16 protein-coding genes are annotated in these 14273 nt (G+C 67.0%); 4 read left to right on the top strand and 12 right to left on the bottom strand.

All coding sequences use genetic code 11. The features are described from left to right. Nucleotides 1-28 precede the first annotated feature (28 nt). The gene (locus ACK4SV_RS07070; RefSeq protein WP_409917111.1) at nucleotides 29-2161 is read right to left on the bottom strand and encodes a protein-disulfide reductase DsbD family protein; all 2133 of its coding nucleotides are present in this window, start codon (nucleotides 2159-2161) and stop codon (nucleotides 29-31) included. A 182-nt stretch (nucleotides 2162-2343) separates the two neighbouring features. Next, on the bottom strand, nucleotides 2344-3138 hold the full coding sequence (locus ACK4SV_RS07065) for a SapC family protein (RefSeq protein WP_409917110.1): 795 nt from the start codon (nucleotides 3136-3138) through the stop codon (nucleotides 2344-2346). A gap of 105 nt (nucleotides 3139-3243) precedes the next feature. On the opposite strand from ACK4SV_RS07065, the gene ACK4SV_RS07060 reads away from it, so the two are divergent. Beyond that, entirely contained in the window at nucleotides 3244-5121 is a 1878-nt protein-coding gene (locus ACK4SV_RS07060; RefSeq protein WP_409917109.1) for a DUF885 domain-containing protein, read from the top strand. Between the two features lie 60 nt (nucleotides 5122-5181). Here ACK4SV_RS07060 and ACK4SV_RS07055 read toward each other — a convergent pair whose 3' ends face one another. From ACK4SV_RS07055 to ACK4SV_RS07045, 3 genes are all read right to left on the bottom strand, one after another. After that, nucleotides 5182-5520: a hypothetical protein gene (locus tag ACK4SV_RS07055; RefSeq protein WP_409917108.1), complete on the bottom strand. Its 339-nt coding sequence runs from the start codon at nucleotides 5518-5520 to the stop codon at nucleotides 5182-5184. A gap of 199 nt (nucleotides 5521-5719) precedes the next feature. Beyond that, the gene (locus tag ACK4SV_RS07050; RefSeq protein ID WP_409917107.1) at nucleotides 5720-6055 is read right to left on the bottom strand and encodes a DUF2794 domain-containing protein; all 336 of its coding nucleotides are present in this window, start codon (nucleotides 6053-6055) and stop codon (nucleotides 5720-5722) included. A 287-nt stretch (nucleotides 6056-6342) separates the two neighbouring features. Further along, on the bottom strand, nucleotides 6343-6957 hold the full coding sequence (locus ACK4SV_RS07045; protein ID WP_409917106.1) for a COQ9 family protein: 615 nt from the start codon (nucleotides 6955-6957) through the stop codon (nucleotides 6343-6345). 82 nt (nucleotides 6958-7039) lie between these two features. Between ACK4SV_RS07045 and rpsU the strand changes: the two genes are divergently transcribed. Next, nucleotides 7040-7303, top strand: coding sequence for a 30S ribosomal protein S21 (rpsU, locus tag ACK4SV_RS07040; RefSeq protein WP_409917190.1), 264 nt, complete (start codon nucleotides 7040-7042; stop codon nucleotides 7301-7303). Between the two features lie 90 nt (nucleotides 7304-7393). On the opposite strand, the gene ACK4SV_RS07035 is transcribed toward rpsU, so the two are convergent. After that, on the bottom strand, nucleotides 7394-7996 hold the full coding sequence (locus ACK4SV_RS07035) for a TetR/AcrR family transcriptional regulator (protein WP_409917105.1): 603 nt from the start codon (nucleotides 7994-7996) through the stop codon (nucleotides 7394-7396). 82 nt (nucleotides 7997-8078) lie between these two features. Between ACK4SV_RS07035 and ACK4SV_RS07030 the strand changes: the two genes are divergently transcribed. Together ACK4SV_RS07030 and ACK4SV_RS07025 are read left to right on the top strand one after the other, a co-directional pair. Beyond that, nucleotides 8079-9014: an oxidoreductase gene (locus ACK4SV_RS07030; RefSeq protein WP_409917104.1), complete on the top strand. Its 936-nt coding sequence runs from the start codon at nucleotides 8079-8081 to the stop codon at nucleotides 9012-9014. Between the two features lie 50 nt (nucleotides 9015-9064). Next, nucleotides 9065-9901, top strand: a complete 837-nt coding sequence (locus tag ACK4SV_RS07025) for an SDR family oxidoreductase (RefSeq protein WP_409917103.1) — start codon at nucleotides 9065-9067, stop codon at nucleotides 9899-9901. 113 nt (nucleotides 9902-10014) lie between these two features. Here ACK4SV_RS07025 and ACK4SV_RS07020 read toward each other — a convergent pair whose 3' ends face one another. From ACK4SV_RS07020 to ACK4SV_RS06995, 6 genes are all read right to left on the bottom strand, one after another. Then, nucleotides 10015-11421, bottom strand: coding sequence for an ABC transporter permease (locus ACK4SV_RS07020; protein WP_409917102.1), 1407 nt, complete (start codon nucleotides 11419-11421; stop codon nucleotides 10015-10017). After that, entirely contained in the window at nucleotides 11403-12395 is a 993-nt protein-coding gene (locus ACK4SV_RS07015) for an ABC transporter ATP-binding protein (RefSeq protein ID WP_409917101.1), read from the bottom strand. The genes ACK4SV_RS07020 and ACK4SV_RS07015 overlap by 19 nt, the downstream gene beginning before the upstream one ends. A 131-nt stretch (nucleotides 12396-12526) precedes the next feature. Next, a complete protein-coding gene (locus ACK4SV_RS07010) occupies nucleotides 12527-12829 on the bottom strand; it encodes an aa3-type cytochrome c oxidase subunit IV (RefSeq protein WP_409917100.1) in 303 nt (100 codons plus the stop codon). Nucleotides 12830-12923: 94 nt separating this feature from the next. Continuing rightward, nucleotides 12924-13376 (bottom strand): DUF1178 family protein, encoded by a 453-nt coding sequence (locus tag ACK4SV_RS07005; protein WP_409917099.1) that lies wholly within the window; start codon nucleotides 13374-13376, stop codon nucleotides 12924-12926. A gap of 14 nt (nucleotides 13377-13390) precedes the next feature. Then, the gene (gene grxC / locus ACK4SV_RS07000; protein WP_409917098.1) at nucleotides 13391-13654 is read right to left on the bottom strand and encodes a glutaredoxin 3; all 264 of its coding nucleotides are present in this window, start codon (nucleotides 13652-13654) and stop codon (nucleotides 13391-13393) included. A gap of 63 nt (nucleotides 13655-13717) precedes the next feature. Then, nucleotides 13718-14273: ComF family protein (locus tag ACK4SV_RS06995; protein ID WP_409917097.1), on the bottom strand; the 556-nt coding region annotated here is incomplete at its 5' end.

Genomic DNA, 14273 nt, shown 5'->3' with positions numbered 1-14273 from the left:
CCTGTCCTGAGTTATAGCCCTGATGGCCCTACCGGCCAGTCAAAAGTCCGAGAACAAGGTCCTGGCTGAGCAGTTCCGGCAGGATCTGCGGCTCGCTCTCCCCGGCAGGATACCAGAGATACATCGGTACACCGGCCCGGCCGCGCCGCTGCAGTTCGGCGGCGATCACCGGATCCTTCTGGGTGAAGTCCGCCACAAGGAAGGCAACATCCGCCGCCTCGAAGGCCTCGCGCACGCGCCGCGTCTTGAGCGTCGTCATCTTGTTGACCTGGCAGCTTGCGCACCAGCTCGCCGTGAAGTCCACGAAGACGGGACGGCCCTCGGCAATCAGGCTGTCGACCAGCTCGGGGCTCCAGGCGGCTTCGCCATAGCTGCCGTCAAACAAGGCCTCGCCGCTGCCCGCCACGGCTGGGGCCGGCACGTTCGCCTGCATCGCCGGATAAATAAACCCCGCCGCGAGCGCGACTGCGGCCACTGCCCGGCGCACGCCACCGCCCTGCCGCGCCAGCCAGACCGCGAAGACCAGCGCCGTCGCCCCGGCAACGGTCCAGCCCGCCGCCGCCGCACCGGCGAGGCTCACCAGCACCGACAGCAGCCAGGCCGCCGTCAGGAACATCGGGAAGGCAAAGGCCTGCTTCAGCGTTTCCATCCAGGACCCCGGCTTTGGCAGTAGCCGGTGAAGGCCCGGCACGAAGCTCAAGATCAGGAAAGGCAGCGCCATGCCAAGGCCCATCGCGAAGAATACGGCAATCACCGCCGGCGCCGGCTGGGTCATCACCGCGCCCAGCGCCACGGCCAGGAACGGCCCGACACAGGGCGCGCCCACGACCGCCGCAAGCACGCCGGTAAAGAAGGCGCCCATCGCCCCGCCCCGGCTCGCCAGGCCCGATCCGGTATTCTGGATCGACAGGCCAAGCTCAAAGAAACCCATAAGCCAAAGGCCAACGGCAAACATCACCAGTGTCAGGATCGCCACGGTCGGCGCGTTCTGCATCTGGAAGCCAAGCGTGAGGGCCTCTGCCGGCGTGCGGATCGCGAGGATCACCCCGGCCAGCGCCAGGAACGAGACAATCACCCCGGCTGTGTACCAAAGCCCGTGCGCACGCACTTCGCCGGCATGTCCGGTGGCGGCGGCCTGCACCATGCCGATGGCTTTCATCGACAGGACGGGCAGAACGCACGGCATCAGGTTGAGGATCACCCCGCCCAGCAAGGCAAGGCCGGCCAGCACCATCAGATGGCCAAGGCCGATCACCTCCGGCGCCAGGGCTGCACGGGCGGGCACGACGTCCGTATCGTCCGTGCCGGGGAAAACCGCGCCCTGCGCAGCGAAAATCTCGAAACCAACCGGCTCGGCGCCCGGCGCGTCCACGCGGATCACCCCGGCCAGCGTCTCCGGCACCATGCCGGACCGGCTGGGGGTCAGCCGCAGGCTCGCGCCTTCAGGGCCAACCCGCTGCGGCTGGGCGGCCACATGGCGGATCTCGTGCTGGAACGGGAAATACCGGATCTGCGCGCCATCCGGAAAGCCGCCCGGCAGCTTCAGGCTGAGCGTCCAGGGCGCTTCCGAGGCATCAAACGCAGCCTCCCCCGCAAACGCGGTGGGCACTTTCTGGATCCATTCGCCGATCAGCCCGCCGCCAGCGGCATCCTCCCGCGCAGGCCCGACCGGCAGGATAAGGCTGACAAAGGCCGTTTCCGGAATGCAGATCGTCTCGCAGATCAGATAATCCGCTTCAACATCGAGACGGAACGTACCGGTTGCATCCTGCGGGACGGTAATCGGGAAAGGCAGGACAACCCGGCGCGTATAGCCATAGTCCATGATCTGGTCTTCTGCGACGAGGAGCAGTTCCGGCAGAGGCCACAGAAACTCGCCGATCGCATCGGCTGGAACGCTGGACGTCTCCTCGACAATCAGGCGCGGCGGCAGGCCGGCATCGCCGGCATTCTGCCAGTAGACGTGCCAGCCGGGCTGCATGTCCATCTGCATCGCGGCATAGAACGTCATCCCAGGGGCGACCTGTGCCTGGTCCGCCACCAGTTGCACGTCTGCGCGCGGCTCCCCGCCGAGCTGCGCCATGGCGGGGGCCGTTGCAGCGAGGCTCAATCCGGTAACGAGACCCAGAACCCGGGCCAGCTTGCGCAGCAATGACGTCATGCAGCCTCGCTCCCTCAGCAGGTTTTACACCGGCGTGATATGCCGCCTTAGCCCCGCCGGGGGAAGGCCTGCTCGCCCATTCGTGAGCGCGCCGGCTGCACAAAGCCCTGTTGCGCAAACGAAAACGGCCCTTCCCGCTCGGGAAGGGCCGCTTCAGCTTGCCCGGTCAGGCAATCCTGAGTTCAGGCAGCAGCGAGGCCCGGAGGCGGCGTACGCACGGCGCGCTGCACAACTTTCGGCCAGTTCAGCAGGGACACGAGATGCGCATAGCAGGCACCGAGGGCGCCATTGTTGCGCAGCTCGATATACTTTTCTTCCGACAGCGTATTGAGCCGTTCTTCGGAGATCGCCCAGTAATCGGCAATCTTCTGCGGCGGGCCAGCTTCGTTGCCTTGCTCATCGCGCGGCTGGAAGGTCACCGATTTCTGCTCGAACAGGTCCATGCCGCGGATCATGTTCACGAAATCGACTGTGGCGCGGCGCTGGCGTTCGAACTCCTTGCAGAATTCGATAGCGTCGGTGGTGAACTGGCTCGGCTGGCCATTCTCGAAGAAGGCCACGTCCGGCTGGTTCGACACCATCGGTGCTGCGCGGTCGACGCAGAGCAGCAGGCGGTCGGAGCCGTCATCCGCCGCGAAAACGAAGGGATACCGGCGCACGAAGGCCGGCACGTAATGGTCTTCAAGCACGAAGCCATTGTCGTCGACATAGAGGTTCTGGCCCTGGCGAACGCCCATGACCACGACCGGGGTGCGGTCATCACCGACGAAGATCACCGGATAGGAAGCCGCGCAGACGCCAAATTCGGTCACTGTGACCGGCACGGCATGGGCCTCGCGCAGGAAGGCGAAGGGCTGGGCGATCTGCTTCACGCCAAGTCCGCCATGTTCCTCGACCGAGAGCGGCTGGGGATTTTTGTAGAACAGGACCTGTCCGGTCAGGGCCGGTTGTCCACCGGGCGGGGGTGTCGTCGTCACGATGCAGGGCTCCTCGCAAGTTTGGCGGTTCACTAACGGAAATATACTATGGCCACAACTCCCGAAACCGGCTCAATTGCAGTGGGAAGCGAGTAAAAAGTTGTCATGAAAACTGTGCCAGCCAACCGGCTCCCGCGGCGCCTGACAGCAGGCCTTGGTGCCGCGCTGATGATGCTCGGCGTCCTCGCGGCCTGTTCCGGCGGCGCCGACCCGGAAGGCACGCCCCGCCGGATCGCCCGGGAGATCGAACGGACACTGACGACGGTTGCCCAGAACGAGATCGCGCGCGATCCGGAGCTCGCCACCCGGCTGGGCGTGCCCGAGGACGCCGCCGGATTTGGCTACAACCGCCTGCTGACCGACCGGTCGCAGGCCGCCTTCGAGCGCGCCCGCCTCTCCCGGCTGGAGACGCGCGACCTGCTGGTCCGCGTGCCCCGCCCGGCGCGGGGCAGCGCCCTTGCCCGCCATCTCGACACGCTGATCGCCGCGCATGAAACGGCCGAGACCCTGTTCATCAAAGGCCACGGCGCTGCCGCGCTCGGCGAAGCCTACCCTTACGCCGCTGACCATCTGCGCGGGGCCTATATCGACGTCCCGGTCCTGCTTGCCCAGCATCATCCGATGCGCACCCCGGCGGACGCCCGCGCCTATGCCGCCCGCATGGCACAGTTTGCCGACGCCATCGAGGATGAGCGCCGCCGGCTGGAGGCCGATGCCCGCGCCGGCATCGTACCGCCCGGCCCTGTGCTGCGCCGGATGATCACCGCAGCCTCCGCTGCGGCCGCAGAGCCTCCCGCCCTCAGCCAGGCCGTAACGGCTTTCGACAATCTCGCCCCCGGCATCCAGGGCCTTGATCCGGCCGAACGCGCGGCCCTCAGCGCCGAGATCCGCCGCCTCGCCGCTGCCGAGGTCCAGCCAGCGCTGGAACAGTTCGCAGCCAGCCTGAACGAACTCGCGAACACCGCGCCGGAACTGCCGGGAATCTGGCAATTGCCGGAGGGCGAGGCCTATTACGCCGCTTCGCTGCGCGCCTGGACGTCCGACGCCGCCTCCCCTGCCGGGCTGCATGAACGCGGACGGCGCGAGACGGACGCCCTGCTTGCCGACCTTGACCGCGCCCTCGCCGGCATCGGCCTGACCGAGGGCACGCCCGGTGCGCGCCTTGCCCTACTGGCTGCCCGCCCCGGCGAAACCCTTCCGGACACGGAAGAAGGCCGCGCCGAGCTGATGGACCGGATTGCAACGCATGCCGCCCGCGCCGGCGCCCGCCTTTCCCTGGCCTTCGAAACTGCGCCCACGGCCTCGCCGGTCATCCGGCCTGCCGACAGGGGCGCCGCGACCCCGCCCGCGCGTGCCCGCTATGTGCCCGAGCCAGCCGATGGCAGTGCGCCCGCGACGCTGGTTCTGGACCTCTCCCGCATGGCCGACTGGCCGGACTACCGCCTCGCCGCCACGGCGTTCGAAACCACCCTGCCCGGCCGGCACGTCTCCGCCACCGCCGCGCGCGAGGCCCGCCTGCCGCTCGCCCGCCAGCTTGTTCCGGATACAGCCTTTTCCGATGGCTGGGCCGCCTATGCGCAGACCCTTGCCGACGAGATCGGTCTTTATGCGGAGGATCCTGTGAGCCGCATCGGCTATCTCCAGGCCCGGCTGATTCATGCCGCACGCCTCGTCGCCGATACCGGGATCCACCAGGAGCGCTGGAGCCGGGATCAGGCCATCGACTGGTTCAGCGCAACAACCGGCATCAGTCCGGCCATCGCCGCAGACGAGGTGGACCGGATGACCGTCTGGCCCGGGCGCGCCGCTGCAGGCTGGCTCGGCCGCAGCCGGATTCTCGACCTGCGCGAACGCGCCATCCGCGTGCTCGGGCCCCGTTTCGACCAGAAAGGCTTCCACCGGGTAATCCTCGCCCCCGGCCCGCGCCCGCTGGCGATGGTCGAGGACGAGGTGACCCGCTGGTTCACTGCCCAGATCAACTGATGCGCGGCCTTGCAGCCGGACGCGGCTGGACGACCCGCTGTACCCTTACGGGCAGCACCGTCACGCCGCCATCCGCACCGGCGCCTGCGGCGCCCGGCAGACCGGCGTGAACCCGGCCTCGAGGTCAGCGACCATCGCGCGCCGCGCGCCGCCATCAAACTCCATCGCCACGAACACCGCGCTTGCGCCAAACCGTTCGGCCTCGGCCAGCGCCCAGATCGGCTGGATGTCATGCGGCCGGCCGGTGAGCTCCATCACCCGGAACACCCGCCATCCGCAGGCTTCCTGCCCGGCGAAAATCACCACACCCGCATTGCGGGCCCAGGGCGAGTCTGCCGCCACGCGCTGGAAGCGCCAGGCCTTGCCCGATTGACCGCGAAAGCTCACTTGACCGATCATGTCCCTGCTCCGTTCCGATGAGCAAGTTCATATAATGTTCCGGTAAAGTTCGCAAGAAGTTTTTGGTAAACAAAGGGTTAAGGCGCATGGAAAAGTCTTAAAGCGGCGTTCCGAAAAGTGGGAACCGGTTTTCGGAAAAACGCCGCGACAATTCAAAAACCTGGAACATCGGGCTGATTCTGTGAATCAGCCCGGTCCTCTAACGAACGATGCTGAAACGCCGCGTCTCAAACACGCGCAGCACCTGTTTCAGCTCGCGGCCCCGGCGCAGCACCTGCCCCGCCGATCCGTACACGGCATACTGGCCTTGCCGGTTTGCCAGCGCCGGTTCCTTTTCGATTCGCCAGGTCGGGCTTTCGGCATGACGGCGGAAAATCGCGAAGGTCGCCACTTCCTTATCCATGCCGATGGCATAGTCGCGCGCCTCGCCCGCAATCACGAGCCGTCCGTATACGTCAAGGATGGGTTGAAGCTCGGCCTTCTGGAAGGCGACGACCGGGTCGGGAAGCGATTTCCTGTGGATCGATTCAGTCATTAGGATTACAGTTTCGTCACAGGTTGCCGCCCGCGTCCAGCCCTCTCCTGAGCTAACGCAGATTTAATCCCCCGGACACCGTTTCACCGCATTTCAGCCTTGCCCGCGCCGCACGCGGACTCCATCTTCACCGTGTCGGACGGAGGACAAAGGCAAGCGCCCCGGACCCATCAGCCCCCCCAGCCCCCTGGGGTGTTTGAAGCGCCGCCGTCCGACACTCCCCTCCCCAATTCAGGTTTGCGCACACAGGCTGAGCCTGTAGCCGCCATGCCAGCCCGCGCCGGTATTCAGGATTTCTGCGGCAACCGGTCCAGCAGCGGTTTCAGCACCTGCCCCGCCGTGCGCCCGATGCCCGAGGCATGCGCAAGGCGCCGCTCGATGAAGGCCTCAAGGTCCTCCGGGGCCGGACGGTCCACCCAATAGAGCACGATCGCCGGCAGCACACCCGCCAGCAGCCCCCGCTTCGAATAGCGGTTGTAATCCTGCGAGGTATCCCCCGCAGCGGTCCAGACGAGATCGGCCACTTTCCAGGCCCGCTCCAGCGCCGGGCCCGCGCCCCAGGGCAGGAACCCCCGGCTCGCCGCCCGCCGTACAGCCTCCTGATGCGGCTCCAGCTCGGTGAGCCAGGCCAGCACGCCGCGCTTGACCTTGTCCGGCACCCGCAGGCCCGAGAAGTCCTCTTGCTCCAGCGCAGCTCTCGCCCGCTCGCCGGCCATGTCGAAAAAGCCCTCGATCAGGTCGATCACGCCGCGCGGGGCGGCCAGCGCCTGTTCCCCCTCGCTGAGGCCGGCCTGCCGGGCGGCTGCGGCCGCGGCGCCCTCGGTCCAGCCCTCCATCGCCACCTCGGGCAGGAGCGCCTCCAGCCAGCGCCGGCGCAGCAGGGTCGAAGGAGGCTCAGTCATGTGTCGAATCCCGCCAAACAGGGCTTGGCCAAGCCCCTCAGCCCGTGATATAGGCGCCGCTTCTTGGGCTGTCAGGCCTGAAATCAATGAATTCACCGGGCACGTGCCGCCCGTCCGAACCCGATGGAGAAGTCCCATAGTACAGATCGTCGTCCGCGATAACAATGTCGAGCAAGCCCTGCGCGCGCTGAAGAAGAAGATGCAGCGCGAAGGCCTGTTCCGGGAAATGAAGGCCCGTCAGCACTTCGAGAAGCCTTCCGAGAAGAAAGCCCGCCAGCGCGCCGAAGCCGTGCGCCGGGCCCGCAAGCTCGCCCGCAAACGCGCCCAGCGCGAAGGCATCGTGTAAGCCCTCACCGGCTTTCCGGACCGATCAGACCAAAAACCCCGCCAGAGCAATCTGGCGGGGTTTTCCGTTTGTCTTCTGCGTAGCTGCGTCTCACCCGCCAAGGGTTTCCTGCCCCAGTTCTTTGAAGACTTCCCGCAGCACGTCCTCCAGTGGGCGCGCGCCGTCTTCCAGATGGAACCGGTCGAGCGCCGCCCGGAAAGTCGCCAGCGACACCATCGCGACCAGTTTCAGCGCCGGCTCCCGCTCCGGCTCCGGCCAGCGCTCCCTCAGGGCGGCGAGCATGGATTTCTCCCGCTCGATATAGAATGTCTGCTTGCGCGCCTGCACCGCTTCGCTTGCCCGCATCAGCTTGTCCACCACGCGCAGTTCATCCGGCTTGTAGCGGGACGCCAGCACGCACAGCGCATCCCTTGCTGCCTCCAGCGGGCGCCGGTCCATCGGCACCTGCCGCATCACCGGCGCGAAATCATTGTCCGCGCTCGCCTGCAGCGACAGGAGGATGTCGTCCTTTGATTTGAAATAATGAAAGAACGTCCGCCGCGAGATCCCGGCCTCGTCGGCAATCTCGTCCAGTGTCGTGGCGTCATATCCCCTCTGAGCAAATAGCCGGATGCCCGCCTCGCGGATACGCGCTGCCGTCTCGAGACGCTTTCGCTCCCGCAGGCCGCCGCCCGGATCACTATTTTCCTTCAAGCCGAAAATTTCCCTTGGTGCAAAATTGCACTTAGTGTATTAGGAATATTACACCAAGTGCAAAACCAAGGATAGCCACTCAATGAAAAACTGGTCGACCCCCGACATTCCCTCCCAGCGCGGCCGCACTGCGGTCATCACCGGCACCGGCGGCATCGGCTTTGAAGCGGCGCTCGCCCTCGCCCATGCCGGCGGCGAAATCATCCTGGCCGGCCGCAACGCGCAAAAAGGCGCCGAAGCTGTCAGCCGCATCCTGGAGGGCGCCTCCCGCGCCGATATCCGCTTCGAGCAGGTTGACCTCGCCGACCTCTCCTCCGTCGCCGCCTTTGCCGCGCGCCTTCATCGCCAGACCGGCCACCTCGACCTGCTGATCAACAATGCCGGCGTGATGACGCCGAAAACCCGGATCGAAACTGCCGACGGGCTCGAGCTTCAGTTCGGCACCAACTATCTCGGCCATTTTGCCCTGACCGCGCACCTGCTGCCGCTGCTGAAACAGGGCCGCGCGCCCCGCATCGTCACCGTCTCCAGCATCGCCGCGCGCGAGGGCCGGATCGACTTCGACAATCTGCACGCCGAGCGCGCCTACAGCCCGGTGCCCATTTACGCCCAGTCGAAGCTCGCCTGTCTGATCTTCGCGCTCGAACTCCAGCGGCGCAGCGATGCGCAGGGCTGGGGTCTCACCAGCCTTGCCGCCCATCCCGGCGTCTCGCGCACGGACCTCCTGCCCAACGCGCCCGGCGGGGCCGGTTTCCTTCCGCTGCTGCTGCGGCCCCTGTTCCAGCCAGCCTGGAAAGGCGCGCTGCCGATCCTCTTTGCCGCGACCGCGCCCGAAGCAAAGCCCGGCGGCTATTATGGCTGCAGCCATATGGCCGAAACCCGCGGCTTTCCCGCCCCGGCCCGGATACCGGCGAAGGCGCAGGACGAAGGCTCCGCCCACCGCCTGTGGGCCACATCCGAAGCCCTCACCGGCGTCACCTTCAATGGCGCGCGCCCACCGGCCCTCCTGCCCGCCTGACCCACAAGCGCAGTTTCCTCCCCCTGCCCGAACCTGAAAGACAAGGACCTATGCCAGACATCGATCCCTCCCGCCGCACCTTCATGGCGCTCGCCGCGGCTGCTGCCGCCCCCGCCGCGCTTGCCGGAACAGCCCAGGCCGGCGAGCGCTCCGCCCGCCCCGGCGCTGGCCGCGCCGCCCTCGTCACTGGCTCGTCCCGCGGCATCGGCGCGGCCACCGCCCGCCGCCTCGCCCGCGATGGCTACGCCGTCACCGTCAACTGCCTTGTCAACACCCACCTTGCCGCCGAAGTTGTCGCCGAAATCGAGGCCGAAGGCGGCCGTGCCATCTGGAAACAGGCCGACGTCGCCGACCCTGCCGCCGTCAAGGCCCTGTTCGATGCCAATGATGACGCCTTCGGCGGCGTCGATGTCGTCATCAGCAATGCCGGCATCATGAACATGGCCCCCTTCGCCATGATGACCGACGAGGCCTTCGACCGGATGATCGCAACCAACATCAAGGGCGGCTTCAACGTGCTGCGCGAGGCTGCCCGCCGCACCCGCGATGGCGGGCGGATCATCAGCCTCAGCTCCTCTTCGGTCCTCGCGAAACACCCGACCCATGGCGCCTATGCCGCCACCAAGGCAGCGCAGGAAATGTTCTCCGGCTGCCTCGCCAAGGAACTCGGCGGGCGCCGCATCTCGGTCAACGCCCTCGCGCCCGGCCCGACCAACACGCTGCTGTTCCAGGCCCCGCCGGAGCTGCGCGCCCAGGCCGCCCAGCGCATTCCCTACGGCCGCATCGGCGAGCCCGAAGACATCGCCAACGCCATCGCCGCGCTGTGCGCAACGGACGGCGAATGGATCAACGGCCAGCTCGTCTTCGCCAATGGCGGCTTCACCTGAGCCGGCACTTCATCCGCCAACGGAGCATACACCCCTGCCCCATATGCTCCGCCCCCGGATACCCCCGCCAGAGCCATCTGGCGGGGTTTTTTTGAGCGGTAGCAGGATCAGCCCTACTCCGCCGGCGCTTCCTTCGGCTTGCCGCCAAGCCCCACCGCCCGCTTCAGCATCCCGCCAAGTTCGCCGATGCCCGCGCCGTGCACGGCGCCGGCGCGGTAGACCTTGGTGGAGCCCCAGACGACCAGCGCCGTCACCGCCACCATCATCCCCATCTGCGCGATCACTTCCCACATCGGCGGGTCATGCGGCATCCTGAGGATCAGCAGGAACGGCGTGAACAGCGGAATCCAGGACGTGATATCCACGATGGGCGAGCCCGGATCCTGGAACGCCACGAAGATCGCGAACATCGGCAGCATCAGGAGGATCATGATCGGCGAGAGCAGTGTCTGCGCCTCCTGGATCGTGTCACAGAGCGAGCCGAGCGCCATGAAGATCGTGCCATAGAGGATGTAGCCGAGCACGAAGCTGATCAGCCCCGGCAGGATCAGGCCCGGATCGGTCGCCGCCGCAATGAAGGGACGGATCATCTCCATTGCCCCCGGCACCTGGCTCGCGGTGATCACCGATCCGATCGCCCCGAACAGCGTCCAGGAAAGGATCATCGTCGTCGTCACCGCAAACACCGCCAGCATCTTGCCTGCCAGCAGTTGCGGCAGCTTCACCGAGGTCAGCAGCGTATCAAAGATCTTGTTGGAGCGTTCCTCGATCGTGCCCATGAGCAGGTACTGGATGATCGAGAAGATCATCAGCCAGAGGAAATAGGCGAGCGCCCCGGCCACAATCGCAGGCGCGCGGTCTGCCACGGTCACCTCCGCGCCGCTTTCGCCGGCCTGCGTCGCCTGCAGGCGGAAGGCCGGCACGGCCAGCGCCGTCTCATCCGCTGCGCGTAGGAAATCGGGGCTGAGCCCGGCGGCCGCCAGCGCCTCGCGCCGGCCCATATCGCGCATCGCGGCTTCGGCGGCGCGGCGCAGCGTGTCGACATTGACGTCATTGCTCCAGTATTCGAGCTGGCTGCCATCCTCTGACAGGATGAACACCGCAAACAGGCCCCGGTCGCCCGCCGGTCCGGGCACAGTCCGGTCTCCGGTCAGGTAAGGCCGCAGTTCCTCCAGCGTGCGGGCCGGTGCAGGCACCTCGATGAAGCGCCGCGTGGCGGCGGTATCGGCAAGCTGTTCCTCCGCCTCGGCGAGCGGAATGTTCATCTGCGCGGCAAGGGCGGCTGCCTCCTCGGCGGCGGCCCGGCTGCGGCGCTGGAACTCCGCATCGATGGCATCGGCATAGACGCGCGAGGGCTCCACCACCGCATAATACCGCACAGGCGAGGACGCTGCCGCGAAATACCCAAAGCTCGCCCCGATCATGAGGAACAGCGGCACGGCGGCGAGGCTCAGCCAGAAGCCCCAGGCCTTCACATAGCCAAGATAATCGCGCCGGAAGATCAGGAAGATGTTGCGCATCGGACGGTCTCCTCAACCGGCGCGGCGGGCGCCGCCTGTGTCACGGAAGCGGCCTCCGCCTCCCCCACCAGCGAAACGAACACATCCCGCAGCCGGGCTTCCTCCGGCTGGAACCCCATCACCGGCGCGCCGGCCTCCAGCACTGCCCGCAGCGCATCCTGCGCGCCGCGCCCCGGCCCGAGCGTCACCCGCCAGGCTTCGCCCGGCCCCTTGTCGGCCGCCCGGTGTGCCTCAAACCCTTTCGGGCGCAGCGCTGCGGCCAGGTCAAACCCCGGCTCCACCGAAATCCGCGCGCCCCGGCCCAGCGTGCCATAGGCATCTTCCAGCGTGCCATCGAACACCTTGCGCCCCCGCGCCATCATCACGATCCGGTCGCAAAGGCGCTCGGCATGTTCCATCACATGGGTCGAGAACAGGATCGTCGCCCCGCGCTCATGCTCGGCGCGGATCAGGTCTTCCAGCGTCTGCTGGTTCATCGGGTCGAGGCCGGAGAAGGGCTCGTCCAGGATCAGGAAATCCGGCCGGTGCGCGAGGGTGGAGAGGATCTGCACCTTCTGCGCCATGCCCTTGGAGAGTTTCGAAATCCGCGACAGCCGGAACTTGCCGAGGCCTGTCGTCTCAAGCAGCTCATCCGCCCGCGCGCGCGCCTCGGCGGCCTTCAGCCCCTTCAGCCGCGCAAAATGCACAATCGTGTCGCGCGCCGTCATCTTCTTGTAGAGGCCGCGCTCTTCGGGAAGGAAGCCGACCCGGTGCAGGTTGCGGATTTCCGGCCGGCTGCCGAACAGGCGCACCTCGCCTTCATCGGGCGCCATCACACCCAGCGCCATGCGCAGGCTGGTCGACTTGCCCGCGCCATTGGGGCCAAGGAAGCCGATGATCTGCCCGGCGGGCACCTCGAAGCTGAGCTGGCTGACGGCGGTGAACCCGCCGAAGCGTTTCGTGGCGCGGTCAAGAACGAGTGGCGCGTCGGTCAAGAGCGGCTTCCTTCTGCGGCTGGGACTTCCGAGACTTTAGCGTTTTTCGATAAAGTTCAAGGGGTATGCCGAAGAACGGGTTCAGGCGGGGTTAAACCCGCCCGTCAAACTGGCCGCGATGGGCCGGAATGTCAGAGAATCGCGCCGAACAGCCAGATGAAAGCCTGCACGATCAGCGCCAGCACCACCATCACGACCACGGTCGCCATCCAGCGCCCGCCGAGGTTCATGAACAGGCCGCCGCCGATGCCCAGCACCGCCATCAGACCAAGGGCCACTGCCCAGTGCATCCCGATGGCAAGGGCCAACGTCGCATAGCCGACAATCATGGTGACGATCAGCGTGCCCCAGACGCTGCCGGTCATGAAACCGTCCCAGGTCGCTTTCTGATCTGCGATGTTCATTTCGCCGCGATGATAGTCCTGGCTCGCCATGAGGCCCTCCGCGTCCCGGTATGTCTGTCTGATGCCGCCTTCTAACCAAGCCACTCGCCCGGTTCAAGCGCGGCAAAGCGCGCGGGCGGGCGCGTCAGTTCAGCTGCTCGCGCCGGCGGGCCGCCTTCGGCTTTTTCGGCGCAAACGGGGCAGGCAGCGGCATCGCCGGGATGCCTTCCTCGGCGAGGGCCTCGCGCTCTTCGGGGGTTGCCTCGCCCCAGATCGGGCGGTCTTCCTGCTCGCCATAGAACATGGCGCGCGCTTCCTCGGCAAAGTCCCCGCCGACATAATCCACATTGCCCGCAATATGCTCGCGCACCCGCCGCGCAATCTCGCGCGCGATCACTTCAGGGTCCGGCTGTTGGGGCAGCGCCTTGTCTGAGGGGCGCACGGCCGGGGCCATGATCTGCTTGGCAATCTCGCGGCTGCCGCATTCCGGGCAGTCGATCTGGCGCTTTGCTGCCAGCCGGTCGAAGGCGCCGGAATTGGCAAACCAGCCCTCGAACCCGTGATCGCAGGTCTCGCAGACGAGCGCGTAGAGGATCATCCGAGTCCTCCGCCTCAGCCCGCCGCCGCCAGCAGCCGGTGCAGCTCGCCCTTGCGGTCGAGCGCCAGCATGTCATCGCAGCCGCCGATATGCTGCTCGCCGACGAAGATCTGAGGGAACGTACGGCCACCGCCGGAGCGCCGGGTCATTTCCTCGCGCAGCGCCGGGTCCATGCCGGCATCAATCTCGTGGAGCTCGACGCCTTTGTCTTTCAGCACCTGCACCGCCCGGGTGCAGTAGGGGCAGAATGCGCGGGTGTAGATCGTGACCTTCGCCATCTGGCGAATCCTTTCCGTTGAGGACTTGCCGCAGCACTGTCGCCGGCGGCTGTTACAGAACCGTTATATGGTGACATCCGTTGCGCGAACAACGCGCGCTAGCACCAGCACGCTGATCTGCCGCGCTCCTGCCTGTTTCAGGGCGCGCGTGCACGCCCCCAGTGTCGCCCCGGTCGTCAGCACATCATCCACCAGCACGACATGTGCTCCGCGGATGCGGCCTGCCCGGCTGCGGCGCACGGCAAACGCGCCGGTCACATTCCGCCGCCGCGCCCGCGCTGACAGGCCTGCCTGGCTGGGCGTGCGGCGCGTCCGCACAAGCGCATCGACCGAGACCGCGAGCCCGGCCTGCCGCCCAACGGCCTGCGCCAGCCAGGCGGACTGGTTGTACCCACGCATCACCAGCCGGGTGTAATGCAGCGGCACCGGCACCAGCAGGTCAGCGTCGGCCAGCACAGCCTCGCCCGCCTGCCGCATCCAGCCCGCCAGCAAGTCCAGATGGTCCCGCCGGCCGGCATGTTTCAGGTCCAGCACCGGGATGCGCGAAACATCGTCATATTCGAGCGCCGCGCGCGCCCGGTCCCAGCGCGGGGGCCGGGCGGTGCAGGCGGCGCAGACC

This window comes from Hyphomonas sp., assembly GCF_046313735.1.
Lineage (GTDB): Bacteria > Pseudomonadota > Alphaproteobacteria > Caulobacterales > Hyphomonadaceae > Hyphomonas.
Note: the sequence above shows the minus strand (reverse complement) of the source record. Positions and strands in the feature narration are given on the sequence as shown.